Origin of the sequence: Crossiella sp. CA-258035 (assembly GCF_030064675.1) — a bacterium.
Taxonomy (GTDB): domain Bacteria; phylum Actinomycetota; class Actinomycetes; order Mycobacteriales; family Pseudonocardiaceae; genus Crossiella.
The window spans coordinates 3,014,431-3,040,881 of sequence record NZ_CP116413.1 but is presented as its reverse complement, the minus strand read 5'-3'; the positions used below and the strand labels follow the sequence as shown (position 1 = coordinate 3,040,881).

The 26,451-nt window shown below is 71.5% G+C and carries 25 protein-coding genes; 10 read left to right on the top strand and 15 right to left on the bottom strand.

Annotated elements, in window-relative coordinates; all coding sequences use genetic code 11:
• Positions 1-90 precede the first annotated feature (90 nt).
• The 3 genes from N8J89_RS14000 to N8J89_RS13990 all read right to left on the bottom strand — a co-directional run bounded on the left by N8J89_RS14000 (position 91) and on the right by N8J89_RS13990 (position 2,714).
• On the bottom strand, positions 91-1,308 hold the full coding sequence (locus N8J89_RS14000; RefSeq protein ID WP_502868446.1) for an SPFH domain-containing protein: 1,218 nt from the start codon (positions 1,306-1,308) through the stop codon (positions 91-93).
• A gap of 55 nt (positions 1,309-1,363) precedes the next feature.
• Positions 1,364-1,792, bottom strand: coding sequence for an NfeD family protein (locus N8J89_RS13995; protein ID WP_502868488.1), 429 nt, complete (start codon positions 1,790-1,792; stop codon positions 1,364-1,366).
• 100 nt (positions 1,793-1,892) lie between these two features.
• Entirely contained in the window at positions 1,893-2,714 is an 822-nt protein-coding gene (locus tag N8J89_RS13990) for a DUF3097 domain-containing protein (protein WP_283664777.1), read from the bottom strand.
• Positions 2,715-2,761: 47 nt separating this feature from the next.
• Here N8J89_RS13990 and N8J89_RS13985 point away from each other — a divergent pair, with 47 nt between their 5' ends.
• The gene (locus N8J89_RS13985; RefSeq protein WP_283666159.1) at positions 2,762-3,535 is read left to right on the top strand and encodes an Rv1486c family protein; all 774 of its coding nucleotides are present in this window, start codon (positions 2,762-2,764) and stop codon (positions 3,533-3,535) included.
• 97 nt (positions 3,536-3,632) lie between these two features.
• Here the strand turns inward: N8J89_RS13985 and N8J89_RS13980 are convergent, their stop codons facing one another.
• The 5 genes from N8J89_RS13980 to asnB all read right to left on the bottom strand — a co-directional run bounded on the left by N8J89_RS13980 (position 3,633) and on the right by asnB (position 9,461).
• On the bottom strand, positions 3,633-4,682 hold the full coding sequence (locus tag N8J89_RS13980; RefSeq protein WP_283664776.1) for a ferrochelatase: 1,050 nt from the start codon (positions 4,680-4,682) through the stop codon (positions 3,633-3,635).
• Positions 4,683-4,749: 67 nt separating this feature from the next.
• Positions 4,750-5,517, bottom strand: a complete 768-nt coding sequence (fabI, locus tag N8J89_RS13975) for an enoyl-ACP reductase FabI (RefSeq protein WP_283664775.1) — start codon at positions 5,515-5,517, stop codon at positions 4,750-4,752.
• Between the two features lie 60 nt (positions 5,518-5,577).
• Positions 5,578-6,279, bottom strand: a complete 702-nt coding sequence (gene fabG / locus N8J89_RS13970) for a 3-oxoacyl-ACP reductase FabG (protein WP_252481633.1) — start codon at positions 6,277-6,279, stop codon at positions 5,578-5,580.
• 214 nt (positions 6,280-6,493) lie between these two features.
• Complete coding sequence (locus N8J89_RS13965; RefSeq protein WP_349497501.1) at positions 6,494-7,177, bottom strand: chitinase; 684 nt, start codon at positions 7,175-7,177, stop codon at positions 6,494-6,496.
• A gap of 349 nt (positions 7,178-7,526) precedes the next feature.
• Positions 7,527-9,461, bottom strand: coding sequence for an asparagine synthase (glutamine-hydrolyzing) (gene asnB / locus N8J89_RS13960; protein ID WP_283666158.1), 1,935 nt, complete (start codon positions 9,459-9,461; stop codon positions 7,527-7,529).
• 167 nt (positions 9,462-9,628) lie between these two features.
• On the opposite strand from asnB, the gene N8J89_RS13955 reads away from it, so the two are divergent.
• The 7 genes from N8J89_RS13955 to N8J89_RS13925 all read left to right on the top strand — a co-directional run bounded on the left by N8J89_RS13955 (position 9,629) and on the right by N8J89_RS13925 (position 16,622).
• A complete protein-coding gene (locus N8J89_RS13955) occupies positions 9,629-10,981 on the top strand; it encodes an MFS transporter (RefSeq protein ID WP_283664773.1) in 1,353 nt (450 codons plus the stop codon).
• A 130-nt stretch (positions 10,982-11,111) separates the two neighbouring features.
• Complete coding sequence (locus N8J89_RS13950; protein WP_283664772.1) at positions 11,112-12,158, top strand: trypsin-like serine peptidase; 1,047 nt, start codon at positions 11,112-11,114, stop codon at positions 12,156-12,158.
• 2 nt (positions 12,159-12,160) lie between these two features.
• Positions 12,161-13,075, top strand: a complete 915-nt coding sequence (locus N8J89_RS13945) for a hypothetical protein (protein ID WP_283664771.1) — start codon at positions 12,161-12,163, stop codon at positions 13,073-13,075.
• A gap of 14 nt (positions 13,076-13,089) precedes the next feature.
• Complete coding sequence (locus tag N8J89_RS13940) at positions 13,090-13,611, top strand: DUF4333 domain-containing protein (RefSeq protein ID WP_283664770.1); 522 nt, start codon at positions 13,090-13,092, stop codon at positions 13,609-13,611.
• 10 nt (positions 13,612-13,621) lie between these two features.
• The gene (locus N8J89_RS13935) at positions 13,622-14,287 is read left to right on the top strand and encodes a response regulator transcription factor (RefSeq protein WP_283664769.1); all 666 of its coding nucleotides are present in this window, start codon (positions 13,622-13,624) and stop codon (positions 14,285-14,287) included.
• Positions 14,287-15,690: a sensor histidine kinase gene (locus tag N8J89_RS13930; protein WP_283664768.1), complete on the top strand. Its 1,404-nt coding sequence runs from the start codon at positions 14,287-14,289 to the stop codon at positions 15,688-15,690. Before N8J89_RS13935 ends, N8J89_RS13930 begins: the two co-directional genes overlap by 1 nt.
• The gene (locus N8J89_RS13925) at positions 15,687-16,622 is read left to right on the top strand and encodes a TAXI family TRAP transporter solute-binding subunit (RefSeq protein WP_283664767.1); all 936 of its coding nucleotides are present in this window, start codon (positions 15,687-15,689) and stop codon (positions 16,620-16,622) included. The genes N8J89_RS13930 and N8J89_RS13925 overlap by 4 nt, the downstream gene beginning before the upstream one ends.
• A gap of 1 nt (position 16,623) precedes the next feature.
• Here the strand turns inward: N8J89_RS13925 and N8J89_RS13920 are convergent, their stop codons facing one another.
• Together N8J89_RS13920 and N8J89_RS13915 are read right to left on the bottom strand one after the other, a co-directional pair.
• A complete protein-coding gene (locus N8J89_RS13920) occupies positions 16,624-17,463 on the bottom strand; it encodes an SDR family NAD(P)-dependent oxidoreductase (protein WP_283664766.1) in 840 nt (279 codons plus the stop codon).
• Positions 17,460-18,416 carry a quinone oxidoreductase family protein gene (locus tag N8J89_RS13915; RefSeq protein ID WP_283664765.1) on the bottom strand — a complete coding sequence of 319 codons (957 nt, stop codon included), beginning with the start codon at positions 18,414-18,416 and terminating at the stop codon, positions 17,460-17,462. The genes N8J89_RS13920 and N8J89_RS13915 overlap by 4 nt, the downstream gene beginning before the upstream one ends.
• A gap of 80 nt (positions 18,417-18,496) precedes the next feature.
• Between N8J89_RS13915 and N8J89_RS13910 the strand changes: the two genes are divergently transcribed.
• Entirely contained in the window at positions 18,497-19,186 is a 690-nt protein-coding gene (locus tag N8J89_RS13910) for a TetR/AcrR family transcriptional regulator (RefSeq protein ID WP_283664764.1), read from the top strand.
• Here the strand turns inward: N8J89_RS13910 and N8J89_RS13905 are convergent.
• Complete coding sequence (locus tag N8J89_RS13905; RefSeq protein WP_349497500.1) at positions 19,183-20,481, bottom strand: helix-turn-helix domain-containing protein; 1,299 nt, start codon at positions 20,479-20,481, stop codon at positions 19,183-19,185. The two genes, N8J89_RS13910 and N8J89_RS13905, sit on opposite strands and share 4 nt — an antisense overlap.
• Positions 20,482-20,792: 311 nt before the next feature.
• Here N8J89_RS13905 and N8J89_RS13900 point away from each other — a divergent pair, with 311 nt between their 5' ends.
• The gene (locus N8J89_RS13900) at positions 20,793-21,998 is read left to right on the top strand and encodes a cytochrome P450 (protein WP_283664762.1); all 1,206 of its coding nucleotides are present in this window, start codon (positions 20,793-20,795) and stop codon (positions 21,996-21,998) included.
• 46 nt (positions 21,999-22,044) lie between these two features.
• Here N8J89_RS13900 and N8J89_RS13895 read toward each other — a convergent pair whose 3' ends face one another.
• The 4 genes from N8J89_RS13895 to N8J89_RS13880 form a co-directional block, all read right to left on the bottom strand.
• Positions 22,045-23,016 carry a VWA domain-containing protein gene (locus N8J89_RS13895; RefSeq protein ID WP_283664761.1) on the bottom strand — a complete coding sequence of 324 codons (972 nt, stop codon included), beginning with the start codon at positions 23,014-23,016 and terminating at the stop codon, positions 22,045-22,047.
• Entirely contained in the window at positions 23,016-23,990 is a 975-nt protein-coding gene (locus N8J89_RS13890) for a DUF58 domain-containing protein (protein ID WP_283664760.1), read from the bottom strand. Before N8J89_RS13890 ends, N8J89_RS13895 begins: the two co-directional genes overlap by 1 nt.
• Positions 23,987-25,069 carry an AAA family ATPase gene (locus N8J89_RS13885; protein WP_283664759.1) on the bottom strand — a complete coding sequence of 361 codons (1,083 nt, stop codon included), beginning with the start codon at positions 25,067-25,069 and terminating at the stop codon, positions 23,987-23,989. Before N8J89_RS13885 ends, N8J89_RS13890 begins: the two co-directional genes overlap by 4 nt.
• 96 nt (positions 25,070-25,165) lie before the next feature.
• Positions 25,166-26,395 carry a cytochrome P450 family protein gene (locus N8J89_RS13880; RefSeq protein WP_283664758.1) on the bottom strand — a complete coding sequence of 410 codons (1,230 nt, stop codon included), beginning with the start codon at positions 26,393-26,395 and terminating at the stop codon, positions 25,166-25,168.
• Positions 26,396-26,451: the final 56 nt, after the last annotated feature.

Genomic DNA, 26,451 nt, shown 5'->3' with positions numbered 1-26,451 from the left:
ATTGCGATGAATGCATACCCTCGGTGAGCGAAAACGTCGAACGCCGCCCCCGGTTTCGCGGGAGCGGCGTTCGGCGGGAAATTCCTGGCGTTACTTGGTCTCGCCGTCGGACAGCTCGGTCGAGTCGCCCCGAGGAGCCGGGGCCGGTGCCGGTGCGGCGGGCGCGGCCGGAGGTTCCGGCGCGGGCGATGGGACGGGCTCGGGCTCGGCGACCGGGGCCAGCACCGGCGGCGGGACCGAGGAGCGGCCGGGCGGCGGCACGTCCTTCTGCGCGACCGCGGTGGCCTCCTTGACCGCGCGGGCGATCTCCGGGTCGGGCGCGGTGTCGAACCAGGAGGCGATCGACTCGTCGTCCTCCTCCGGCTTGGACTCGGTGTCGGCCGGCGGGGCCTCGTAGCGGAAGACGCCGTCCTCGCCCTTGTTGCCGAACATCTTCGCGAAGCCCTGCAGCGCGTCGCCGAACTGGCTGGGCACCATCCACACCGTGTTGGAGTCGCCCTGCGCCATCTGCGGCAGCGTCTGCAGGTACTGGTAGGCCAGCAGTTCCGGCGTGGGCCTGCCCGCCTTGACCGCGGCGAAGACCTTCTCGATCGCCTTGGCCTGGCCCTGGGCCTGCAGGTAGCGCGCGGCCCGCTCGCCCTGGGCCTTGAGGATGCGGCTCTGCCGCTCGCCCTCGGCGGAGAGGATCGCGGCCTGCTTGGCGCCCTCGGCGGCCAGGATCTGGGCCTGCTTCTGGCCTTCCGCGGTCTTGATCGAGGACTCCCGCTGGCCTTCCGCGGTGAGGATCATGGCGCGCTTCTCCCGGTCGGCGCGCATCTGCTTCTCCATCGAGTCCTGGATGGAGGGCGGCGGGTCGATCGCCTTGAGCTCGACGCGGGCGACCCGGATGCCCCAGCGGCCGGTGGCCTCGTCGAGCACGCCGCGCAGCTGGCCGTTGATCGAGTCACGCGAGGTCAGCGTCTGCTCAAGGCTCATGCCGCCGACCACGTTGCGCAGCGTGGTGGTGGTGAGCTGCTCGACGCCGATGATGTAGTTGGAGATCTCGTAGACCGCCGCCCGCGGGTCGGTGACCTGGAAGTAGACCACCGTGTCGATGGACACCGTGAGGTTGTCCTCGGTGATCACCGGCTGCGGCGGGAAGGAGACCACCTGCTCGCGCAGGTCGATCCGGGCCCGCACCCGGTCCAGGAACGGGACCAGCACGTTCAGCCCTGGGGCCGCGACCGTGCGGAAGCGGCCCAGCCGCTCGATGACCGCCGCCTGCGCCTGCGGGATCACCAGCACTGCCTTGACGACAGCCACCAGCACCAGCAGGACTATGACGGCGACGACAATGACCGCGCCCAACCCAGCCTCCAACGCCTCAGCCTTCCGCCCACACGACCGCGGTCGCTCCAGCGATATCCATGACGGTGACGGCCCGTCCGGCCTCGATCACCTGCGTCTCGTCGTAGGCGCGGGCCGACCAGATCTCGCCGCCGATCTTCACCTGCCCACTGTGAGCGTCCACAGTGGACAGTACTACGGCCTTGCCCCCGACCAGCGCCTCGACGTTGGTCTTGACGTGGTCCCCGGCCAGCATCCGGCGGCGCAGCGCGGGCCGCACCGCGGCCAGCAGCACCACCGAGGTCACCGCGAACACGGCCACGTCGATCCACAGCACGTCGATCACCGCGGCCGAGCCTGCCGCGGCCAGGGCCGCCGCGCCGATCATGAGCAGCACGAAGTCACCGGAGAGCATTTCCGCTGCCAGCAACAGGACTCCGGCTACCAACCAGACCAGGGCCGCCATGACGCCCATCGTGTCAGAGTGCCCATGCCGTTGCCGACCGTGACCAGCCGCCGTGACCGACGTGTGATCTACCGGGCGACGGGTATCACCCGATCCGGGTTCAGTGCTGTGGACCGACAGTGACGAAGTCGATGAGTCGTTCCACCGCTCCGACCAACGGCGTCTCCAGGTCCCGGAACCCGCGCACCCCGGAGAGCACCCGCCGCCAGCCCGCGGGCGGCTCGCCCCAGCCCAGCTCGGCGCACACGCCGGTCTTCCAGTCCTGGCCGCGCGGCACCACCGGCCACTGCCGGATGCCTGCCGAGGCGGGTTTGACCGCCTGCCAGATGTCCACGTACGGGTGGCCGGTGACCAGCACGTCCGGGTGCGCGGCGGCGGCCACGATCCGGGACTCCTTGCTGCCCTCGACCAGGTGGTCCACCAGCACGCCGAGCCGCCTGCGCGGACCGGGCTGGAACTCCGCGATCCGCTCGGCCAGCGCGTCGATGCCGTCCAGCGGCTCGACCACCACGCCCTCCACCCGCAGGTCGTGGCCCCAGACCCGTTCCACCAGCTCGGCGTCGTGGATGCCCTCCACCCAGATCCGGCTGGCGGCCGCGGTCTTGGCGCGCAGCCCGTCGACCCGGACCGAACCGGAGGCCGAGGTGCCGGGTCCGGCGGGTTTGGCGGCGGGTTTGACCAGCGTCACCGGCTTGCCGTCGAGCAGGAAGGCGGCCGGGCGCAGCGGGAACAGCCGCTGCCTGCCGTGCCGGTCCTCCAGGACCACGTTGCCGCCTTCGACGCGCAGCACCGCGCCGCAGAACCCGCTGGCGGGGTCCTCCACGACCAGGTCCTGCTCGGCTGGCACCTCGGGCACGGCGCGCCGCTTGGGGCCGCCGGCGAGCACATCACGTCCGTAGGGATCACCAGAGAAGGAAGGCACCCGGCACACCCTAGTAACCTCGTCCGGTGCCTTGTGCCAGCGCGACCATGGCGGTCTGGACCTCCGCGTGGCTGAACGGTTCCGCGGCCTCCGATGACGTGCTCGACGCCCTCCAGGCGTGGGGTGAGCTCCAGGAGGTCACCGCGGGGGACGAACACGCCGCCGAACGGTTCGACCTGCCGTTGCCCGACGACCGCCCGGTGGGCCCCGCCCTGCTGCTGGCCTGCCTGCGCCGGGCCGGGGCCCGCACCGGTGCGCTGGTCCTGCCCGCGCCCGGCGACGTGCGCGGACTCGGCGGGCCCGGCCCGTTCCAGGTGGCCGCGCTGCACGCCGAGGAGGCGGTGGTGCTGCCCTCGGCCGCCATGGGCCTGGTGCCGGCGGAGGTGGCCGAGGGGGTGCTGCGCTGGTCGGTGTTCGCCCTGCCCGCGCCGCCGAACCTGGAGTACGTGCCGATCGGCGAGGCCGAGCACCGGATGGCCGAGGCGGTCCGCGGGGCCGCGGCCACCCTGGTCTCCCTGGACGTGGCCCGGCACCGGCCCGGCGTGCGCACCGAGATCGACGCGGCCCTGCGCGCCCGCCCCCGCACCCCGTGGCCGCAGGGCATGCCGGGCCGGTCGCTGCGGGTGCTGGAACGGGCCGCGGAGGTGGCCGCGATCGTGCAAGCCGCCATGGGCGACCCGGACGGCGGCACGGTGTCCGCCTCCGCCGCCAGGGCCAGGGTGGCCGCGCTGCGCCCGCTCTCCGACGCGGTGCGCGCGGCCCGCTACGCCGCGGTCGCCGAGGCCATCCGCCTGTTCAGCGACCAGGCGGGACGGCACTAACCGGCCAACACCCCGTACGACTTCGGCCAACACGCCGGGCTGGGACAAGCGGGTCGGCGTGTTGGCCGAAATGGGACGGTGTGTTGGCCGGTGTGGGTCAGGCCGGGCGGCGGCGGGCCGGGGGTTCGCAGCACAGGGGCGCGCAGGGGGCTCCGTTGCGGGTGCAGCCCGCGGCTGGGAAGTCCGAGAGCTTGCCCGCGGGGACGCCGTCGGTGTGCTCGCGGATGAGCTCCACCACGAGTTCGGCGAAGCGGGGGTCCGGGCCTGGGGTGGCGGCGCGGGCGAAGGCCATGCCGAGCTCGGCGGCGCGGTCCTTGGCCTCGGCGTCGAGGTCCCAGATGACCTCCAGGTGGTCGCTGACGAAGCCGACCGGGCACACCACGACCGCGGGGACGCCCTGTTCGTGCAGGGTGTCGAGGTGGTCGACGATGTCCGGCTCCAGCCAGGGCACCTGGGGCGGGCCGGAGCGGGACTGCCAGACCACGTCGTACCCGGTCACCCCGACCGCGGCGGCGACCAGCCGGGCGGCCTCGGCGACCTGCCGGGAGTAGCGCTGGCCGCCTTCCTCCGGCGGACCGGCGGCCTGGTCGGCGGAGTTCGGCACCGAGTGCGCGGTGAAGACCAGGCGGGCCTGCTCGCGGTGCTCGGCGGGCAGTTCGGCGGTGGCGGCGCGGACGGCGTCGGCGAAGGCCGCGACGAACAGCGGGTGGTCGAAGAACTGGCGGAGTTTGACCAGCTCCAGCGCGTCGTCCACGGCGGCGCGGGTGCGCAGGATGTCCTCGTCGTACTGCCTGCAGGCCGAGTAGCCGCCGTAGGCGCTGGTCGGGAACACCAGCGCCGAGCGGATGCCGTCGGCGACCATCTTGGCGGCGGTGTCCTCCGCCATCGGATGCCAGTTGCGGTTGCCGAAGTAGACCGGCAGGTCCAGGCCGTGCCGGGCCAGCTCGGCGCGGACCGCGTCGATGATGGCCAGGTTCAGCCGGTTGATCGGCGAGACGCCGCCGAAGTGCAGGTAGTGCTGGGCGACCTCGTCCAGGCGTTCGGGCGGGACCCCGCGTCCCCTGGTGACGTTCTCCAGGAACGGCCGGACGTCCTCGGGTCCTTCCGGCCCGCCGAAGGACAGGAACAGCAACGCGTCGAAGCTCACCGCACAATCCTGCCCCCGCCCGGGTTCGCGCACCGGACGGGGGCAGGGATTGTCAGGCAGTTGTCAGTCAGTCACCGACGGCGTGCATGCCGCCGTCGACCATCACCATCGAGCCGGTGGTGGCCGGGAACCAGTCGGACAGCAGCGCGCAGATGGCCTTGGCGGCCGGGGTGCGGTCCGAGGTGTCCCAGCCCAGCGGGGCGCGCTCGGTCCACAGGTTGTTGAAGTCGCTGAAGCCCGGGATGGACCGCGCGGCCATGGTCTCCAGCGGTCCGGCGGCGACCAGGTTGACCCGGATGCCCTGCTTGCCGAGCTCCCTGGCCAGGTACTTGGTGCAGTTCTCCAGCGCGGCCTTGGCGAAGCCCATCCAGTTGTAGCTGCTCCACGCGACCCGGGCGTCGAAGTCCATGCCGACGATGGAGCCGCCCTGGCCCATCAGCGGCAGCACCGCCTTGGCCAGCGCCTTCATCGAGTACGCCGAGGTGTGCACGGCGACCGAGACGTCCTCCCACGGCACGTCCATGTAGTTCTCGCCGAGGCAGGACGGCGGGGCGTAGCCGATGGAGTGCAGCACGCCGTCCAGCGCGGGCACGTGCTCGCGGATCTTGTCGGCCAGGCCGTCCAGGTGTTCCTGGTTGGTGACGTCCAGTTCGATCACCGGCGCGGGCTTGGGCAGCCGCTGCGCGATGCGCTCCACCAGCCGGAGGCGCCCGAAGCCGGTGAGCACGACCTCGGCCCCCTGCTCCTGCGCGATCCTTGCGGCGTGGAAGGCGATGGACGCCTCGGTGATCACTCCGGTGATCAGCACCCGCTTGCCTTCGAGCAGTCCGGTCACGTGCTCTTCCTCCGAGTCGAACTGAAGTTGATGACGACGGCCCTAGCCTGGCAGAACAGGTCAGTGACCCATACCCATGCCCCCGTCGACCGGCAGAACTGCGCCGTTGACGTAGGCGGCGCCGTCGGAGGCGAGCCAGGTGACCGCGGCGGCGACCTCCTCGGCCTTGCCCGCGCGGCGGGCCGGGACCACGGCCATCTGCTCCTTGAGCGAGTCGGCCAGGTGAGCGGTCATGTCGGTCTCGATGAAGCCGGGCGAGACCACGTTGGCGGTGATGTTGCGGGAGCCCAGCTCGCGGGCGATGGAGCGGGCCACGCCGACCAGCCCGGCCTTGCTCGCCGCGTAGTTGACCTGCCCGGCCTGGCCGGAGAGGCCGACCACCGAGGAGATGAAGATCATGCGGCCCCAGCGCTTCTTCAGCATGCCCGAGGCGGCGCGCTTGGCCACCCGGTAGGCGCCGGTGAGGTTGGCGTCCAGGACCTTGGTGAAGGAGTCCTCGGACATGCGCAGCAGCAGCACGTCGTCGATGATCCCGGCGTTGGAGACGAGCACCTCGACCGGGCCGTGCTGGGCCTCGACCTCGCCGAAGGCGCGGTTGACCGCCTCGGCGTCGGTGACGTCGCACTGGACCCCGAACAGGCCCTCGGGCGCGCCGGAGCCGCGGTGGGTGATGGCGACCTTGTCACCCTGCTCGGCGAAGGCACGGGCGATCGCCAGGCCGATGCCTCGGTTGCCGCCAGTGACCAGTACCGACCTTGACACCGTTGGTCCTCCATGACTCGCGGGATGCGGACGGCGTCAGGCTAGTCGGTCGCCCCGGACCTGCCGGAAAAGGCATCGAAGACGCGCAACCGGCAGATCTGGCGGGCCCCTCGCCGCCTCGCACCCCGCGGCCCGGCGGCACGGGTCACGCGGAGCCGGGAAAACGGGGGTGCGACCTGTTCCGGTCACACCCCCGAATGGAGCAGTGAATTGGTCAGCAGTACAAGTTCCCGCCCGGCGCGACACCGATGATCCCGGTGAAGCGCTGGTAGTTGCTGACCCGGCTCTGCACCTGTGCCGGATTCTTGCCATTGCATTCCAGCGAGCCGTTGATGCTGCGGATGGTCTCGCCGAAGCCGCGGCTGTTCACCATCGCGTTGTGCGGGGTCATCGAGCCCGGGCCGTTCTGGGTCATCCAGTACCAGATCGCGGTGCGCCAGGAGATGGTCGCGTCGTTCTGCACCAGCCAGGGGTTGCCCAGCAGGTTGACCCGGAGGTAGTCGCCCGCGGCCTTGTAGTTGAAGTTCCAGCTGAGCTGGATCGGGCCGCGGCCGTAGTAGGCGGCCTGCCCGGCGGGACAGCCGTAGGGCTGGCTGCGGTCGCAGTAGTGCGGGTAGTTGGCGGTGTTCTGCTCCACCACGTGGCGCAGGCCGCCGGTCTCGTGGCTGACGTTGGCCAGGAAGGCGGCCAGCTCCTGCTTCTGCACGGTGGCGCTGCCCTGGTTGGCGAAGGCCCCGAACGTTTGGGCCGCGTTGCGCAGGCCGGCGTAGCTGTAGAAGCCGTTGCGGCTGGGGAACATCTGGTTGAACTGGCCTTCGCTGATCATGAATGCGGCCGGCGCCGCGGCGGCGGGCACCACGGCGGCGAACCCGGCCGCGGCCAGCAGGGCGACCAGCATTCCGAGCAGACGACGTTTCATCACTGAGCTCCTCGCTGCACAGGGAAATGCGCGGGCAGGGACCCGCGAATTCGCAGCAGGACTTCACCGGACACCACGGAAGGGCGAAGCGCAGGGGTGGCCCAATAACCACTTCCGGGCGGCGGTGGCAACAGGTTCAGCTCGACTGCGGGACCCATTTCGCCACAGTCGAGTGGTTTCGCGGAAGTGACTTAAGTAGGTAGTTGGTGAATCTGGTCTGGACCATCCGGGCCGTCGGTGTCCAGGTGGGGCGCGCGCCGCAGTCCGGCGGCGGCCGCGACCCGGTAGGAGGCTGGGGGCGGGGTGAGGCGGGCGGTGCGGAGCTCGGTCACAGCCGGACGGGGTAGACCGGTTCCGGCACCTCGACCTTGATCCGGTGTTCGATGAAGATGCCGTGCCAGATCATGAACATCAGCACCGCCCACAGCTGGCGGCTGCGGTCCTGCTGCCCGGCCTTGTGCTCGGCGAGCAGTTGGAACACCGCCTTCTTGTCCAGCAGGTCCTCGGTCTTGGAGTCGGCGATGATGCCCCAGGCCCAGTCGTGCATCTCGTCCTTGAGCCAGTGCCGGATGGGCACCGGGAAGCCGAGCTTGCGCCGGTTGAGCACGTGCGGCGGGATGATCTTGGCCAGGGCCTGGCGCAGCGCGTACTTGGTGGTGCCGCCGGCCAGCTTCTGGTCCAGCGGGATGCTGGAGGCGACCTTGAAGACCTCCATGTCCAGGAACGGCACCCGCAGTTCCAGGGAGTTGGCCATGGTGACCTTGTCGGCCTTGGTCAGGATGTCGCCGCGCAGCCAGGTGTAGAGGTCGATGTGCTGCATCCGGGCCACCGGGTCCCAGCCGCGGGAGATCTCGTACCAGGGCGCGGTGACGTCCTGGAAGCCGATCCGCTCGTCGTAGTGCCGCAGCACCGCGCGCAGCTGGGCGTCCCGGAAGTTGCGCGCGTTGCCGTAGTAGCGCTCCTCCAGGGTGAGCGAGCCGCGGCGGAGCAGGTCCTTGCCGCGCACGCCCTCGGGGATCTTGGTGGAGACCTTGCCCAGCACCTTGCGCACGCCGCCGGGCATCTTCTCGAACGGGGCCAGCGACAGCGGCTCGCCGTAGACGGTGTAGCCGCCGAAGAGCTCGTCCGCGCCCTCGCCGGAGAGCACCGCCTTGACGTGTTTGCGGGCCTCGCGGGCGATGAACCACAGCGGCACCAGCGCCGGGTCGGCCACCGGGTCGTCCAGGTACCAGATGATCAGCGGCATCGCCTGCATCATCTCCCTGGCCGAGACGGTGCGGACCACGTGCTTGACCCCGATCGCGGCCGCGGTCTCGGCGGCCACGTCGACCTCGGAGTAGCCCTCCCGCTCGAACCCGGCGGTGAAGGCGATCAGGTTGGGGTTGAACTGCTTGGCCAGGGTGGCGGTGGCGGTGGAGTCGATGCCGCCGGAGAGGAAGGCGCCGACGGTGACCTCGGGGTCGGAGATCATGTGCTTGCCCACCGAGTCGCGCATGACGTCGGCGATCCGCTGGTACAGCGCCTCGGCCTCGGCCTCGCCGCGCACCGGCTGGGCGGTGAAGGTCGGGTTGAAGTAGCGGGCGGTCTCCAGCTGCCCGCCGGGGCGGACCCGGAAGGCGGTGCCGGACTCGATCCGCCGGATGCCGAGGTGCAGCGACTCGGGTTCGGGCACGTACTGCAGCACCAGGTAGTGCTGGAGCGCGGTGCGGTCGAGCTCCTCGGCCACGCCGAGCACGCCGGAGAGCTCCAGCAGGCTCTTCTTCTCACTGGCGAAGGCGATGCCGCCGGGGCCGGCGGAGTAGTAGAGCGGCTTGATGCCGAACTGGTCGCGCGCGCCGAAGACGATCCGTTCCTGGTTGTCCCAGATCATGAAGGCGAACATGCCGCGCAGCTTGGGCAGGATGGCCGGGCCGAGGTGGTGGTAGCCGGCCACGATGGACTCGCCGTCACCCTGGGTGTTGAAGCGGGTGCCGAAGCGGGCGGTCAGCTCCTGGCGCAGCTCGCGGTAGTTGTAGATCTCGCCGTTGAAGTTCAGCGTGTACCGGGTGGGGTTCTCCGGCGGGCCCCAGACCAGCGGCTGGTGCGAGTGCTCCAGGTCGATGAAGCCCAGCCGGTTGAAGCCGTAGACGACCTCGGCGCCCTGCCAGGTGTCGTGCTCGTCGGGACCGCGGTGCCGCTGGCAGCGCATGGCCGCCGCGACCGCGCCGCGCGCGTTCGCCGCCGCCGCGGGAGTGGCGCAGATCAGTCCCAGCACTCCACACACGTCGCTGCTCACCTCGAAGTCGTCGTCGGGCCCGTGGTTGAAGTATCCCGGGCGCGCGCCGGGTGTTCGCCAACGGGTTACCTCAAGGAGAGGTAAGTTCTGCCAGCCTCCGCTTGCCGATCACGGTGCCGCCACCCACCGTGACAGGGGTCTCAAGGAGGACTCACATGTCGGTAGGCGTCAGCGAGGACGTCCCCAACGGCGGGGGACCGCCCAAGGGAAACAAGCAGGGTGAGCGGCGGGTCGTGGCCAACGTGCTGCGCGGCTCCATCGGCAACCTGATCGAGTGGTACGACTGGTACGCCTACACGGCGTTCAGCATCTACTTCGCCAGCTCGTTCTTCCCGAAGAACGATCCCACCGCCGAGCTGCTGAACACCGCGGCGGTGTTCGCGGTCGGCTTCCTGATGCGCCCGCTGGGCGGCTGGATGCTGGGCCGCTACGCCGACCGGTACGGCCGCCGGGCCGCGCTGACGCTGTCGGTGACGCTGATGGCGGTGGGCTCGCTGATCATCGCGATCACCCCGTCCTACACCACGATCGGCCTGGCCGCGCCCGCGCTGCTGGTGGCCGCGCGGCTGTTGCAGGGCCTGTCGGTGGGCGGTGAGTACGCCACCTCGGCGACCTACCTCTCCGAGGTGGCCTCGCCCGGCAAGCGCGGTTTCTACTCCAGCTTCCAGTACGTCACGCTGACCGCGGGCCAGCTGCTCGCGCTGGGTGTGCAGATCGTGCTGCAGCAGGTGCTCACCGACGAGCAGATGCACTCCTGGGGCTGGCGGATCGCCTTCGTCATCGGCGCGGCCGGCGCGGTCGTGGTGATGTGGCTGCGGCGCAGCATGGACGAGTCGGAGAGCTTCAAGAAGGTCGCCCAGTCCGAGGACGGCAAGGCCCCGCAGCGCGGCACCCTGCGCGCCCTGCTCCAGCACCCCAAGGAGTGCCTGCTGGTGGTGGGCCTGACCCTGGGCGGCACGGTGGCCTTCTACACCTACACCACCTACCTCCAGAAGTTCATGGTCAACACCAGCGGGATCAGCAAGCAGAACGCGGCCTGGATCAACTTCCTCGCCCTGGTCGTCTTCGTGGTGATCCAGCCGCTGGCCGGCAAGCTCTCCGACCGGATCGGGCGGCGGCCGCTGCTGCTGTTCTTCGGCGTCTGCGGCACCCTGGGCACGGTCCCGCTGCTGACCGCACTGGCCGGCACGAACTCGCCGGTGGGCGCGTTCTTCCTGATGCTGGCCGGGCTGGTCATCGTCACCGGCTACACCTCGATCAACGCGATCGTGAAGGCCGAGCTGTTCCCGACCAACATCCGCGCGCTGGGCGTGGGCCTGCCGTACGCGCTGACCGTGGCCATCTTCGGCGGGTCCTCGGAGTTCGTGGCGCTCTGGCTCAAGCAGGCCGGGATGGAGTCGGTGTACTTCTACTACGTGGCCGGCTGCGTGCTGGTCTCGCTGGTCGTCTACGGCAGCATGCGGGAGACCTCGAAGTCCTCGCCGCTGGAGGAGAGCTCCTTCCGCTGACCAACCGGCCCGCCGGGTGGCGTTCGTCGCCCACCCGGCGGGCTTTTCGCCACTTCCCCGGGTGCGGTGGCTCCGATCGGGCTAATCTGCCCGCGGTATCCGCGTTTCACGGCCATCTGGGGTATTGACGATGCGACATCTGAGTGCCGTCGTGGCGGTGTTGTTCACCGCCGCCGCGCTCACCGCCTGCGTCCAGGTCTCACCTGGGCAGCCGAAGGCTGGGCCCTCCACCCGCAACATCGCGGATGAGATCAAGGGCGGCCCGACCTCGGAGCTGCGCAAGACCTTCTCCTCGACCCCGCAGCAGGTCAACGACTACTGGAACAGCGACCGGCTCAAGGACGCCCGGCCCAAGCAGCCGGGGCCCAGCGAGGGCGGCAGCGACGTGCCGAAGGAGAACCCGGGCGCCCAGGTGGTGGTCCAGCCCAGCGACGGGGTCATCGGTCAGGTGAAACCGGACTCCAACGGAACCAATCCGCGCGGTGACGCGTGGTCGCGGGCCGGGCTGAGCGAGACCACGGTCGGGCGGTTGTACTACACCTTCGGTGGAAAGCCGTATGTGTGCTCCGCGTCGGTGGTCAGCTCGCCGTCGAAGAGCCTGGTGGCCACCGCCGGCCACTGCATCTGGGAGACCCAGGGCGAGAAGATGTGGGCCGACAACGTGATGTTCGTGCCGGGCGACCGGGCCGGGCAGGCCCCGCACGGCAAGTGGGCGGCGGAGTCGATCTACACCACCCGCGAGTTCATGACCAAGGCGGAGAGCACCGACCGGGGCACCTCCGGCGAGGGCTGGGCCTACGACATCGCCTTCCTGCGAATGCGGCCGCTGAACGGGCAGAAGATCCAGGACGCGCTGGGCGCGCAGGGCATGGCCTTCGGCGTGATGGCCGAGGGGCTGACCGCGATCGGCTACCCGACCGCGCCGCCCTTCGACGGCAAGGTGATGCGGTACTGCTCCTCGCCGAACTGGGTCAAGGGGCCCTTCGGCGACTACACCATCAACTGCGTGATGACGCCGGGCTGTTCCGGCGGGCCGTGGTTCACCCGGTTCGACCCGGGGCGCGGAGCGGGGATCGTGGTGTCGGTGTCCTCGGTGGGCAACGCCAGGACGCTCTCCGGCGCGGTGCTCGGCCAGGTGGCGCACAACCTCTACAAGCAGGCGGACTCGGGAGCATGAGGATGAACCGGCGAAGCGGGCGGGCCACCGGCGTGGCCTGTGCCCTGGTGCTGGCGGTGACCGCGTCCGGGTGCAGCAGCGCCTCCCCCGGTCTCGCGCTGGCCGACCAGCAGGCGGTGAGCGCCTACATGGCCAGTCAGTTCGACGGCGCGTTCAAGAAGCTGGACCAGGAGCTGGTCAAGCCGAGGGACGAGAAGTCCACTGTGTACTGGCACGGGCGGTTCAACGAGAAGAAGACGGACAAGGAGATCGACGTCTTCCGCTACCAGGCGGCGGACAAGGGCAAGCCGGAGCCGCCCGCGATCTTCACCAAGTCCCGCACCAGCAAGGAGATGAAGGACAACCTGGACCAGTACCACCCGAGCGGTTCGGAGTGGGACTACCTGCTGCTGGGTGAGCGGTTCCGGTCGCTGGCCACCACGCCGTGGGTGCGGTTCCCGACCTTCACGCCCAAGGACGGCTTCAACGTGTGCCTGCTGACCGGCGTGCAGACGGTGTGCGCCATGCAGGACGCGATGAAGGCGACCCAGAAGTCCTCGCCGGCCGGGCTGGTCAAGGAGTACCGGCAGCAGGCCGACGGCAGCGCGGAGCTGCTCACCGGGGTCACCCTGAAGGCCTTTGTGGACAACCGGGTGCTGAGCTTCCCGGAGGACTACAAGAAGCAGATGACGCCGCCGATGCTGGAGTCCTTCCTGCGCACCACGGTGGTGCTGGACCCGCAGGGCCTGCTGAAGAAGATCGAGATCAACGGGATCGTGGACAAGGGCGGTCCGAAGATCGAGATCCAGGTGGGCTACGAGATCCTCGGCAAGGCCACCGCGAAGGACTTCCCGCCGGAGCCCTCGCCGCTGGACCGCACCGATCTGCCCGATGTGAACGCCCGCAAGGATTTCTTCAACCGGCTCGCCGCGCTGTAGAACCGAGGTCAGAGATGAACAACCCGTACCAGCCGCAGCAGCCGCAGTGGGGCCAGCCGCAGCAGCCGAACCCGTACCAGCAGCCCCAGCAGCCGCAGTGGGGCGGCCAGCCCGCCCCGCAGCCCGGTTACCAGCAGCCGCAAGGCCCTGGTGGTCCCGGCGGCGCTCCGTACGGCTCCGCGCCCTACGGCGGGCCGCAGCAGCCGAAGAAGAAGTCCGACGGTGGCATGAAGAAGCCGCTGCTGTACGGGATCGTCGGCCTGGTGCTGATCGGCGTGGTCTTCGGCGTGCTGGCCGTGCTGGGCGTGTTCACCAGCAAGGTGCTCGACACCAAGGCGGTCCAGCAGGGCGTGCAGAAGGTGCTGACCGAGAACTTCGGCATCGCCAAGGTCACCGGGGTGACCTGCCCGAACCAGCCCGCGATCAAGGCGGGCAACACCTTCACCTGCACCGCCAGCATCGACGGCAAGCAGCGGCAGGTGCCGGTGAAGGTGACCAACGACTCCGGTGAGTACGAGGTCGGCCAGCCCAAATAGGCTGCCCGGCATGAAGGTGCTGCTGGTGGAGGACGACGACGGGGTCGCCGAGGCCCTGGTCGAAGTCCTCACCGCGCACGGCCACCAGCCGCGCCGGGTCCGGCACGGCGCGGACGCCCTCACCGGCCACCGCGAGGCGGACCTGGTGCTGCTGGACCTGGGCCTGCCCGACGGCGACGGCCTGGAGGTGCTGCACAAGCTGCGCCGGGTCACCTCGGTGCCGGTGATGGTGCTGACCGCCCGCGGCGACGAACGCTCCGTGGTGCGCGGACTGCGCCTGGGGGCCGACGACTACCTGGTCAAACCGGTCCGGCTGGCCGAGCTGCTGGCCCGGATGGACGTGGTCACCCGCCGCGCCGCGCACCGGGCCAGCGCGGCCGATCCGCCCGAGGAGATCACCGCGGGCGATGTACGCATCGACCTGGCCAGCCGCCGGGTCGAGGTGGGCGGTGACCTGGTCTCGTTGACCGCCAAGGAGTTCGACCTGCTGGCCGCGCTGGCCCGCCGCGCGGGCGCGGCGGTGAGCCGCCAGCAGCTGATGGACGAGCTGTGGGGGGACGCGTACGTGGCGATCTCCCGGTCGCTGGACGTGCACATCGCGCAGCTGCGGGCCAAGCTGGGCCGCCCCAACCTGATCAGCACCATCCGCGGCTTCGGCTACCGGCTGGAGCTGTAGTGCGCGGGCGGCTGCTGGCGGCGCTGCTGGCCTTCGCGGTGCTCGCGGTGGCCGCCTTCGCCTGGCCGCTGCTGATGAGCACCGCGGCCGAACGCACCCAGCAGCTGCTGCTCTCCCGCACCGCGGACCTGGACCGCTTCGCCGCGCTGGCCGACACCGCCAACGCCACCGCCGACCTGGGCACGCTGACCGCGGAGGTCCGCCGCTACGGCGAGCTCTACGGCGAGGCGGTGCTGGTGGTGGACACCCGGCGGCAGTCCCTGGTGGCCACCGGCGACCTGCGCCCGGCCGACCCGGCGGTGGTGCGCCTGGTCGACGGCGCGCTGCGCAACGAGCGAGCGTCCACAGTGGACTCGCTGACGCCGTGGTCGGCGGAGCCGGTGCTGCTGGCCCGGCCGGTCGGCACCGGCATCCGGGTCACCGGCGCGGTGGTGCTGCGTGCCTCGGTGACCGCGGCGGCGGGTGACATCGCGCGCCGCTGGGTGGTGGTGCTGCTGGGCGCGCTGGCCGCCGCGATCGCCTGCGCCGCACTGGCGCTGGGGGTCTCCCGCTGGGTGCTGCGGCCGTTGCGGGAGCTGGAACGCGGGGTGCGCGCGGTCGCCTCCGGGGAGCCGCACGCCCAGGTCGCGGTGCACGGGCCGAGTGAGCTGCGCACGGTGGCCGCGGCGTTCAACCAGATGTCGGACGCGGTCTCCGACGCGGCCGAACGGCAGCGCCGCCTGGTCGCCGAGGCATCGCACCAGCTGCGCAACCCGATGACCGCGCTGCGGCTGCGGGTGGACGCGCTCGGCCCCTCGGTGGCCGAGCCCGCGCAGCGCTCCTACCAGTCGGTGCTCGGCGAGGTGGACCGGCTGGAGTCGTTGCTGGACGGGCTGCTCACCCTGGCCAGCGCGGAGAACCGGGCCGCCGAGCTGCGCGCCCCCGCTGCCCCCGAGGAGCCCGCGGCCGACTGCGAGCCACTGCTGGTGCTGGCCGACCGCAGGGACGCCTGGTCGGCCGCGGCCGAGGCGGCCGGGATCACCCTGCGGGTCGGCGCCGCCCCGGCCACCCCGGTGCTGGCCGCGTTCCCGGCCGAGGAGCTGGCCCAGGTCCTGGACGTGGTGCTGGACAACGCGATCAAGTACGCCGGGTCCGGCGCCACGGTCACCCTGCGCCTGCTGACCGAGCCCGAACTGCTGCGGCTGACCGTCACCGACACCGGACCCGGCCTCTCCGCCGCGGAGCTGGCGCTGGCCACCGAACGGTTCTGGCGGTCCCAGGGGCACCGCGGCAGCCGGGGCAGCGGGCTGGGCCTGGCCATCGCCGAACAGCTGCTCACCGCGCACGGCGGCGAGCTGAGCCTGCACCGGGCCGAGCCGCACGGTCTGTCCGTCCACATCGGACTCCCCAGGGCGGCCGGATGAACCTGTCCCGCCGCGCCTTCCTGCTCCTCCCGCTGGCCGCCGCGGCCTGCACCGCCGCCGACTACACCGGTCCGGCGCGGCCGCTGTCCATCGGCGCGGGCGAACCCGGCGGCCCGTACCTGGCCTTCGCCACCCGGCTGGCCGCCGAGGTCTCCGCGGCGGCCCCGAACCTGCGCTGCACCCCGGCGCAGACCCAGGCCAGCGTGGACAACCTGCGTCAGCTCGGCGCGCGGCAGGTCGACCTGGCGCTGGCGCACGCCGACGCCTGCGAGGCCGCCGCCAGTGGCACCAGCCCGTTCACCGAGCCGGTGTCACTGCGCGCGCTGGGCCGGATCTATGAGAACTACCTCCAGGTCGCGGTCCCGGCCGCCAGCCCGGCCCGCCGGATGGCCGACCTCGCGGGCCGCCGGATCGCGATGGGCGCACCGGGTTCCGGCGCGGCCCTGCTCGCCCAGCGGATCACCGCCCGGCTGAACCTCACGCCCGGCCCGCAGCTGCGCCTGGCCGAGGCGGCCTCGGCACTGGCCGAGGGCTCGGTGGACGCCCTGGTCTGGTCCGGCGGCGTGCCCACCCCGGCCTTGGAACAGCTGGACATCCGCACCCCGATCCGCCTGCTCCCGCTGGAGGACGTGCTGCCCGCGCTGCGCGAGGCGCACGGGCCGGTGTACGAGCAGGTGTCGGTGCCCAGCGGGGTGTACCGCGCGCCACGGGCGGTGCCGACCATCGGGGTGGCGAACCTGGTGGTGTGCCGGGAAGACCTGCCCGCCGAGGTGGCGGCGGCGGTGACCAGGGTGCTGCTGACCAGGGCGGACCGGCTGATCCCGCAGGAGGCGCTGGGCATCCAGTTCCTGGACCAGCGGACGTTGATCAGCACCGCCGCGATCCCCCTGCACCCGGGGGCCGCGGCGGTGTACCGCGAGCTGCACGGCTGAGTCAGCGCTGCTTGGGGATCACCGGCGGCACCACCGGGTCCGCGCCGGTGACCGCCCTGGCGAACCGGTCGGTGACCACCGGCGAGAACTCCGGATGGGTGAGCACCCAGAACCGCTGTTCCCGCACCGCGTCCAGCACCGCCCCGGCGACCTCCTCGGCGGGCTTGCCCGCGCGCACCGCGGCGCTGATCGCCGCGCTGGACTTGGCCATCAGCTCCGCCTCCGGCCCCTCCCCCGCCGCGGGCGGGGTGCTGGCCGCGATGTTGGAGCGGGTCCAGGCCGGGCACAGCACCGAGGTGCGCAGCGGCGAGCCGGTGAGCACCAGCTCGTGCTGCACCGTCTCGGTCAGGCCGACCACCGCGTGCTTGGTCGCGGCGTAGGCGCTGGTGCCCATGCCGGCCAGCAGGCCGCTCATGGAGGCGGTGTTGACGATGTGGCCCTGGTCCTGGCGCATCATCCTGGGCAGGAAGGCGTGCATCCCGTGGATGACGCCCCACAGGTTGACCTCGATCGCGCGCTTCCACTCCGCCAGGCTGATCCGCCAGAACAGGTTGGAGGTGCCGATGCCCGCGTTGTTGCACAGGATGTGCGCGGCGCCGAACTCCGCGTAGGTCCGCTCGGCCAGGGCTTCCAGGTCTTCGGCCTTGGCCACGTCGGCCCGGACGCCGATGGCCTTGTCCCCGAAGGACTCCACCAGCGCGTCCAGCGCGTCACCGTCCACATCGGACAGCACCAGCCGCGCGCCCTGGGCGGCGAAGGTGTGCGCCAGCGCGGTGCCGATGCCACCGGCCGCGCCGGTGATGACGGCGACCTTGCCGGTGAGATCGCGCAGCGCGGTCACTGGGCCGGGTCCAGCACGAGCTTGCCGACGGTGCGGCGGGCGCGCAGGTCCTCGTGCGCGGTGCGGGCGGCCGACATCGGGTACTCGCCGCCGATCTGCGGGCGCAGCTTGCCCTCCCGCACCAGCTCGACCATCTCGTCGAAGGGGGCCTGGACCAGCTCGGCCGGGTTCCGCAGGCAGTCGATCAGCCAGAAGCCGACGATGGACAGCGAGCCGCGCATCAGCTTGGCCGGCAGCACCGGGGTGGGCTGCACCCGGCCCGCGCTGCCGTAGGCCACGATCCGGCCGAATGGGGCCAGCACGCTCAGCGAGGCGTCGAAGACCGGCCCGCCGACCATCTCCAGGACCACGTCGATCCGCTTGCCGCCGTTGGCTTCCCGCAGCCGCTCGGCCAGGCCGTCGGGGTCGCCGTCGACCGCGGCGTCCGCGCCGAGGTCCAGAGCCAGCTTGCGCTTGTCCTCGGTGGAGGCGGTGGCGATCACGGTGCCCGCGCCGAAGACCTTGGCCAGCTGCACCGCGAGGGAGCCGACGCCACCGGCGGCGGCGTGCACCACCACGGACTCGCCGGGCTGGATCCGGGCCGAGGTCCTGAGGATGTGCCAGGCGGTGGTGCCCTGGCAGATCAGCGCCAGCGCGTCGCCGTGCGAGATGTCCTCGGGCACCGCGAACAGGCGCTCCGGCGCGGCGACGACCTTGCTGGCGTAGCCGCCGGAGTCGATCAGCGCGATCACCCTGCGCCCCTCGGCGGTGCGGCCGATGACCTCGCCGCCGGGGATCAGCGGCAGCTTCGCCGGGGCCAGGTAGGAGTTCTCCACGTTGTGGGTGTCGCCGTAGTTGACGCCTGCGCGGTCGACCTCGACCAGCACCTGCCCCTCCGCCGCGACCGGGTCCGGCAGCTCGGCCAGGGCCATGACCTCGGGTCCGCCGAACTCGGTGATCTGTACCGCGCGCACGTGCCGCTCCCTCTGCCTGCCCCAGTGCCGACGTCTAACTTACGCCGTACAGTACGTTGTACAGTAAGGAGGAGGCAACCATGACCGAACAGCTCCAGCGCAAGAGAGCGCCCCGCAACACGCTCAACCCCGAGCTGATCGTGCGCACCGCGCTGGAACTGATGGACGCCGAGGGCGTCGACTCCTTCGGCATGCGCGGACTGGCCAAGCGGCTCGGCGTCGGCCCGATGGCCCTCTACACCTACTTCCGCGGCCGGGACGAGCTGCTGGACGCGGTGCGCGACCACGCCATGGCCCTGAACCCGATCCAGCTGGGCGGGGACACCTGGCAGGAGCGGGTCCGGCTGACCTGCCGGGGCATCCGCGGCATGATGCTGGCCCACCCGTGCCTGGTCCAGCTGTTCACCGCGCGCCCGCTGGCCGGGCACGAGGTGCCGCACGCGGTGGAGGCGCTGCTCAGCATGCTGCGCGCGGCCGGGTTCGACCGCGACGCCGCCGCGCGGGCCTACCTGACCCTGTTCAACCACGTGCTCGGGGTGGCCGCCTGGGAGGTGCAGCTGAGCCGCCAGCTGGCCGACCGGGAGGGCCGCCGCCAGCTGCGCGAGACGATGGACTCGTTGTCCCGCGCCAGGTATCCGACCCTGGTGGACCTGGTGCCGGAGCTCAACCGCAGCAACGGCGACGCCCAGTACGAGTTCGGGCTGGACCTGCTGATCACCGGACTGGAGCGGGTCCTGGCCCAGCGGGAGGCCGGGCCAGGCGCGCCCTAGGCCGCGTACTGCGACTGCACCGTGGTGATCTCGTGCACCAACTGCTGGCAGTCCGGGTCCCGGCGGCGGGCCGCCTCCTCCTTCAGCGGAGTGAGCCGGTCCAGCACCCGGCGGGACTGGAGCTGTTCGGCGGCGGAGACCGCGGCGACCGCCGCGGGCACGCCGAGCCGGTGGTCCCCCGCGCGCAGATACCCGGTGGCCAGGGCGATCCGCTCGAAGGTCTGGCTGCGCGCGGTCAGCGCGGTGCGCAGGCCGATGGAGTGCTCGAACAGCGGGATGGCCCGGAACGGGTCGCCGTCGCGCATCTCCAGGTGCATCATGCCCTCGCTGGCGGCCAGGTCCGCGGCGGTGAAGAAGGCGGCCCAGGTGGGTCGTTCCGGTTCGCCGTACTCCTGGGCGCGGGCGAAGTCCCGGCGCGCGCGGGCCATCGCCGAGGCCGCCAGGTCGGGCCGGTTGAGGCGGCCGTAGGCCCAGGCCTGGTTGGCCGCGAGCACCGCGCCGGCGTGCGCGTCGGCGGCGTCCGCGGCCGGGATCTCGCCGAGCTGGAACAGCTTCAGCGCGTCGTTGACCGCGCCGTTGTGCAGCTCGATCCGGGCCGCGGCGTAGAGCACGCTGCACATCAGCCCGTGGTCATCGGCCTGTTTGGCCAGCTCGACCGCCTGCACGTAGTGGTAGCGGGCGGCATCGGCCAGGCCGACGTCGAAGGAGGTCCAGCCGGCGAAGCGGTGCGCGCCGGCCACCGCGCTGAGCAGCCGCTCGCGCACGGCCTCGGTGCAGTCCGCGGAGAGCAATCGTCTGCACCAGGAGACATGCGCGATCGCCGCGTCTCGGACCGACCCCCCGCCCTGCTGGTAGTCCAGGGCCTTCAACGCCCCCGTCGCAGCCTCGATCCGCCGTACGTCCTCCAGTCCCAGCCGCCCCGGCACGGGGGTCGGGCTGGCCACATCGCGCAACGGCCCCAGCTGCCCCCAGCCGAAGTCCAACGTCGCACCGACGACAGCGCTCGCGGCGGCGGCGAGGAACCTGCGGCGTTGCACGTCCTCGTCCTCCCTCCCGCCGGATGGCCCATCCACGGCTACTCCAGGTGAGTAACCCATCCCCATGTAACCACGCGGAATGCCTAACCCTTCACCTATACGGGCGAGCACGTCATAGGCCATCACCTGACGGCCCTTGGTGATCTCGGAGACCTCGGACTGCGACTGTCCGGTCCGGGCGGCAATACGCTTCTGAGTGATGCCGAGGCGGCGCAACAGCTGGTAAACACGGGAGATATCGCGGCGCACCAGCGCCATGCGCATCTCGGGTTCGTCCCAGGTCGAGGATGGGATCGGCGGATCGCGATCCTCTTCGCCGCTCATAGGGCCCCCTACCCATGGCGTGGCTCACATCGGGCTAGTACCGAGAGTAGCGGTATAGACCACTTGGCCACCCACCCGTTCGGCGTAAACCGGGGGGAATAGGGCAAAAATTCTGCCTCTTAGTGCCCACCGCCACCAGAGCCAGGTGGCGGGAACCGACTCCACCCGATCGCGCATTGACGGTTCACCCACACCGGCCTAACTTTGTAAGCGAGTGCTTACAAAGCCACGTCGGGAGCTCGCACATGACCACCACACCTGCCGCCGCCAGGGATCTGGACCCGATCCCGTACCCGTTCAACGAAGCCGAGGGCCTCGGCCTGTCCGACCTCTACGAACAGATCCGCAACACCCCCGGCATGCTGCGCGTGCGACTGCCCTACGGCGAGCCCGCCTGGCTGGCCACCCGCTACGCCGACGCCCGGTTCGTGCTGGGCGACAAGCGGTTCAGCCGCGCGATGGCCGAGACCAGGGACGCGCCCCGGTCGGTGCCCGTGGTCCGGCCCGGCGGCATCCTGGGCATGGACCCGCCGGACCACACCCGGCTGCGCACCCTGGCCGCCAAGGGCTTCACCATGCGCCGGGTCGAGGCGCTGCGGCCCAGGGTGGCCCAGCTGGCCGAGGACCTGGTGGCCGGGCTGATCGAGCAGGGCCCGCCGGCCGACCTGGTGGAGGAGTACGCGCTGCCCATCCCGGTGGTGGTGATCTGCGAGCTGCTCGGCGTGCCGCCGGAGGACCGGCCGCAGTTCCGGGTGTGGAGCGACGCCGCGCTGTCCACCTCGGGGCTGACCCCGCAGGAGATGGAGCAGAACCAGGAGGACCTGCGCGGCTACATGGCCGGGCTGATCGCCGAGCACCGCGAGCAGCCGCGGGACGACCTGATGACCGCGCTGATCGAGGCCCGCGACGTGGGCGACCGGCTGACCGAGCTGGAGCTCATCGACCTGTGCGTGGGCATCCTGGTCGCCGGACACGAGACCACCGCGACCCAGATCCCGAACTTCCTGTGGATGCTGCTGGAGCACCCGGACCAGCTGAAGAAGCTCCAGGCCGAGCCGGAGCTGATCCCGAACGCGGTGGAGGAGCTGCTGCGGTTCGTGCCACTGGGCGTCGGCGCCAGCTTCCCGCGCTACGCCACCGAGGACGTGCACGTGGGCGAGGTGCTGGTCAAGGCGGGTGAGCCGGTGCTGGTGTCGGTGGGCTCGGCCAACCGGGACGCGCTGAAGTTCACCGAGCCCGGCGTGCTCGACGTGACCAGGACGAACATCCAGCACCTCGGCTTCGGGCACGGCGTGCACCACTGCCTCGGCGCAATGCTGGCCAGGATGGAGCTGCAGGAGGCGCTGCGGGTGCTGCTGACCCGGCTGCCGGGGCTGCACCTGGCCGGGGACATCACCTGGAAGAACCGGATGATCGTGCGCGGACCGCGGACCATGCCGATCGCCTGGTGAGGCCACCTCGCCACGGCCGGGTAGCCCGGCCGTGGCGAGCGGTGGTTCAGGGCAGGCGCTGGCCGATCAGCAGCGAGGTGCCCGCGGCGATGATCAATGCCAGGGTGCCGAGCATCAGCCAGGGTCGGCTGGCGTCGTTCTCCTTGGTCTCGTAGCCGATCTGCTCGCCCAGGGTGTCGTAGACCTTCTGCAGCTGTTCGGCGCTGTCCGCCTTGTGGAAGTCGCCGCCGGAGGCCTCGGCGATCTCCTTCATGGTCTCCACGTCGGCCGGGACCTGGGTGGTGCGGCCTTCGCTCTCGATGGTGCCGTAGTCGGTGCCGAAGGCGATCGCGGAAACCGGGATCTTGGCCTTCCCGGCCCGCTGCGCTACCTCGACCGGGTCAGCGCCCACCGTCTTCTTGCCGTCGGTCATCAGCACGATGCGCGCCGGTGGCGGGCCGTCGGCGCCGGTGAGCAGCTTGCCGAAGGACTCGATGGTGGCCATCGCCGCGTTCAGCGCGTCACCGGTGGCGGTGGCCGGGCCGAGCTTGAGCGTGTCGATGGCCTCGGCCACCGGTTTGCGGTCCACCGTGGGCGAGACCAGCACCACCGCGGAACCGGCGAAGGAGATCAGGCCCAGGTTGACGCCCTTGGTCAGGCCGTCGGTGAAGGACTTCGCGGACTTCTTCGCCGCGTCCAGCCGGGTCGGCGTGATGTCGGTGGCCTGCATGGACAGCGACACGTCGATCACCAGCATCACGGTGGCCCGGTTGCGCGGCACCCGCTGCTCGGAGGTCGGCCCGGTCAGCGCGATGGTGAGCAGCAGCAGCGCGACCCCGAGCAGCGCGGGCGGCACGTGCCGGACCCAGTTCTGCCGCTTGGGGATGACCTTCTCCAGCAGCTCCAGGTTGGTGAAGCGCATGACGTAGCGCCGCCGCCTGCGCTGCACCAGCAGGTACACCACGACCAGCACGGCGACCGCGATCGCGAGCAGGAACCACCACGGCGCGGTGAACCCGCGCAGGCTGAGCCCGAACATCAGGCCACCCCTCCCGACCAGCGGCGCTTGCGGGCGACCACAAAACGGACCGTGTCGGCCACCCAGTCGGAGTCGGTGCGCAGCACCAGGTGACCGGCGCCGGCGCCCCGCAGCACGGTGGCCACCTGCTCCCGGTGCGCGGCGGCCGCGGCGCCGAACTCCTTGCGCAGCAACGGGGTGGTGTGCACCTCGCGCTGCTTGCCGGTCTCCGGGTCGGACAGGACGACGGTTCCCACGTCGGGCAGCTCCACGTCTCGCGGGTCGAGCACCTCGATGGCCAGCAGGTCGTGCCGGGCGGAGAGCGCGCGCAGCGGGCGCTCCCAGGTCAGCGGGCCGAGGAAGTCGGAGATCACCACGGCCAGGCCGCGCCGCCGGGGCGGGCGGCGCAGCTGTTCCAGGGCCAGCGCCAGGTCGCCGCGGGTGCCGTCGGGGGCGCGTTTGGTCTGCGCGATCCGGCGCAGCAGCCCGCTGCCGTGCGCCAGGCCGCCGCGGGCGGGCACGCGTTCGGTGTGCTCGCCGGTGGAGACGATCGCGCCGATCCGGTTGCCGCCGCCCCCGGTCAGGTGGGTCACCGCGGAGACCGCGGCCACCGCCAGCTCCCGCTTCTCGCAGGCGGCGGTGCCGAAGTCCAGGCTGGGCGAGAGGTCGACCACGACCCAGGTCTCCAGCTCGCGGTCGGCCACCGTCTCCCTGATGTGCGGCACGGTGGTGCGCGCGGTGACCGCCCAGTCCATCCGGCGCACGTCATCGCCCGGCTGGTACGGCCGCGCCTCGCCGGGCTCGGTGCCGGGACCGGGCACCAGGCCGAGGTGGTTGCCCTGCAACAGCCCGTCCAGCCTGCGCTTGACGGTCAGCTCCAGGGTGCGCAGCGCCACGTCCAGGCGCGCCTCGTCCAGCGCTGGCGGGGCCCAGGACGGCCGGGTGGCGCGGACCGGCCCGGCGTCGGGGTGCTCGGGGCTGGGCGTGCCGGTCACGGGCGCTGGACCGGCGCGGCCTGCGGGACGACGGGCGCCTGCGGCACGGGCGCGTGCTGCGGCAGCTGCGGGCGCGCGGAGACCTGGGGCAGCGGCACGGTCTGCAACACCCTGGAGACCAGGTGGTCCATGGGCACGCCGTCGGCCAGCGCGTCGTAGGAGAGCACCAGGCGGTGCCGCAGCACGTCCGGCACCACGTCCACCACGTCCTGCGGCAGCACGTAGTCACGGCCGCGGACCAGGGCCAGCGCGCGGGCGCCGGCCACGATGCCCAGGGTGGCGCGCGGGGAGGCGCCGTAGGCGATCCAGCCGGCCACGTCGCCCAGGCCGTTCTCCGCCGGCGCGCGGGTGGCCAGCACCAGGCGGACCACGTAGTCGACCAGCGCGTGGTGCACGAAGACCTTGCTGGCCACGCCCTGCAGCCGGGACAGCTCCTCGGGGCTGAGCACCTGGGACGGCTCCGGCGGGGTGACACCCATCCGGTAGACGATCTCGCGCTCTTCCTCGGCGGTCGGGTACTCGACGATGATCTTGAACAGGAAGCGGTCGCGCTGCGCCTCCGGCAGCGGGTAGACGCCCTCGTTCTCGATCGGGTTCTGGGTGGCCAGCACCAGGAACGGGCTGGGCATCGGGAAGGTCTGGCCGCCGATGGAGACGTGCCGCTCGGCCATCACCTCCAGCATCGCCGACTGCACCTTCGCGGGCGCGCGGTTGATCTCGTCGGCGAGCACGAAGTTGGCCACCACCGGGCCGAGCTCCACGTCGAAGCTCTCGGTGCCCTGCCGGTAGATGCGGGTGCCGAGGATGTCGGCCGGCACCAGGTCGGGGGTGAACTGCAGGCGGGAGAAGGAGCCGCCGACGACCTTGGCGAAGGTCTCCACCGCGAGGGTCTTGGCCACGCCGGGCACGCCCTCCAGCAGCAGGTGTCCCTTGGCCAGCAGGCCCACCAGCATGCGCTCGACCAACCGGTCCTGGCCGACGATGACGCGCTTGACCTCGAACACGGTGCGCTCGAGCAGCTGTGCGTCGCGCGCGGGCGTGGTCGCGGCCGCGCCCTCGGCGTACCCGGGCTCGGTCACTGGCGAACCTCCTAGAACGAAGAACTGTGTACCGGCACATACCCCACTTGTGCCGGTACACAGCAAACCCCGCGTTGGGTATGACCCCTGTGAAGATCAGTTCAGGTACACGGGCAGCCCGGCCAGGGCGCGCATGCCGCTGACCCGCAGCTTGAGCTCCTCCGCAGGGACCGCGAGCCTGATCTCCGGGAACCGCCGGATCAAGGTGCCGATGGCCACCTCGCCCTCCAGCCTGGCCAGCCGCGCGCCGAGGCAGAAGTGGATGCCGTGGCCGAAGCCGAGGTGCTTGCCCGCGTCCCTGGTGACGTCCAGCCGGTTCGGCTCGGCGAACAGTTCGGGGTCCCGGTTGGCCACCGGCACCGCGATGAACACCGCGCTGCCCGCCGGGATCACCGTCTCACCCAGCCGCAGGTCCTCGGTGAGCGCCCGGTTGAGGCCGGGGTTGATCGGGCCGTCGAAGCGCAGCAGCTCGTCCATGGCCGGGTTGAGCAGCTCGGGCCGCTCGCGCAGCAGCTGGAGCTGGTCGGGGTGGGTGAGCAGGGCGCGCATGCCGAGGGAGATGAGGTGGGTGGTGGTCTCGTGCCCGGCGAAGATCAGCAGCGCGGCCATCGCGACCATCTCCGCGTCGGTGAGCGCCTGGCCGTCGACCTCCACCGCGGCCAGGTCGCCGAGCAGGTCCGCCGCCGTCGCGTCGCCGCGCTTGCGGACCATCAACTCGCGCAGGTACTCCCCCATCTCCAGCAGCTTCGGGATGTGCACCGGCGCCTGGGCCAGGTCGGCGAACAGCGCGGTCATCGCGTGCGACCAGTCCCGGAACAGCGCGCGGTCCTGCACCGGCGTGCCGAGCAGCTCGCAGATCACCGTGATGGGCAGTTGGAAGGCGAACTCCTCGACCAGCTCGACCGGTTCGGTGCGCCCGGCCAGCCGGTCCAGCAGCTCGGCGGTGATCTGCTCGATCCGCGGCCGCAGCGCGTCCACCCGGCGGGCGCTGAAGGCGCGCACCACGAGCTTGCGCTGCCGGGTGTGCTCCGGCGGGTCCAGGTGCAGCATCGAGCCGCCGATCAACGCGCCGATGGCCATCAGCGCCTCGCCGATCTCCCCCGCCGGCGCCTCCGCCGAGGTCTCCGGCTGGTGAATGCGCACCGTGGTCTGCGGCGCGGCCAGCACCGCGACCGCGTCGGCGTGCCTGCTGACCGCCCAGTGCTGCCGGCCGCCGAGCTCCCAGAGCAGCTTGGGCGGCTGCGGCTCGGTGATCTCCGCGACCGCCGGCCCCAGGGCCGCGAGGGCCTCCGCGATGTGCTCGGTCTGGTCCTGCTTGGTCGACATTTCCCCTCCTCAGCGCTCGTTCACTACGAACGTAGTACTACTATAGCAGTGAACCT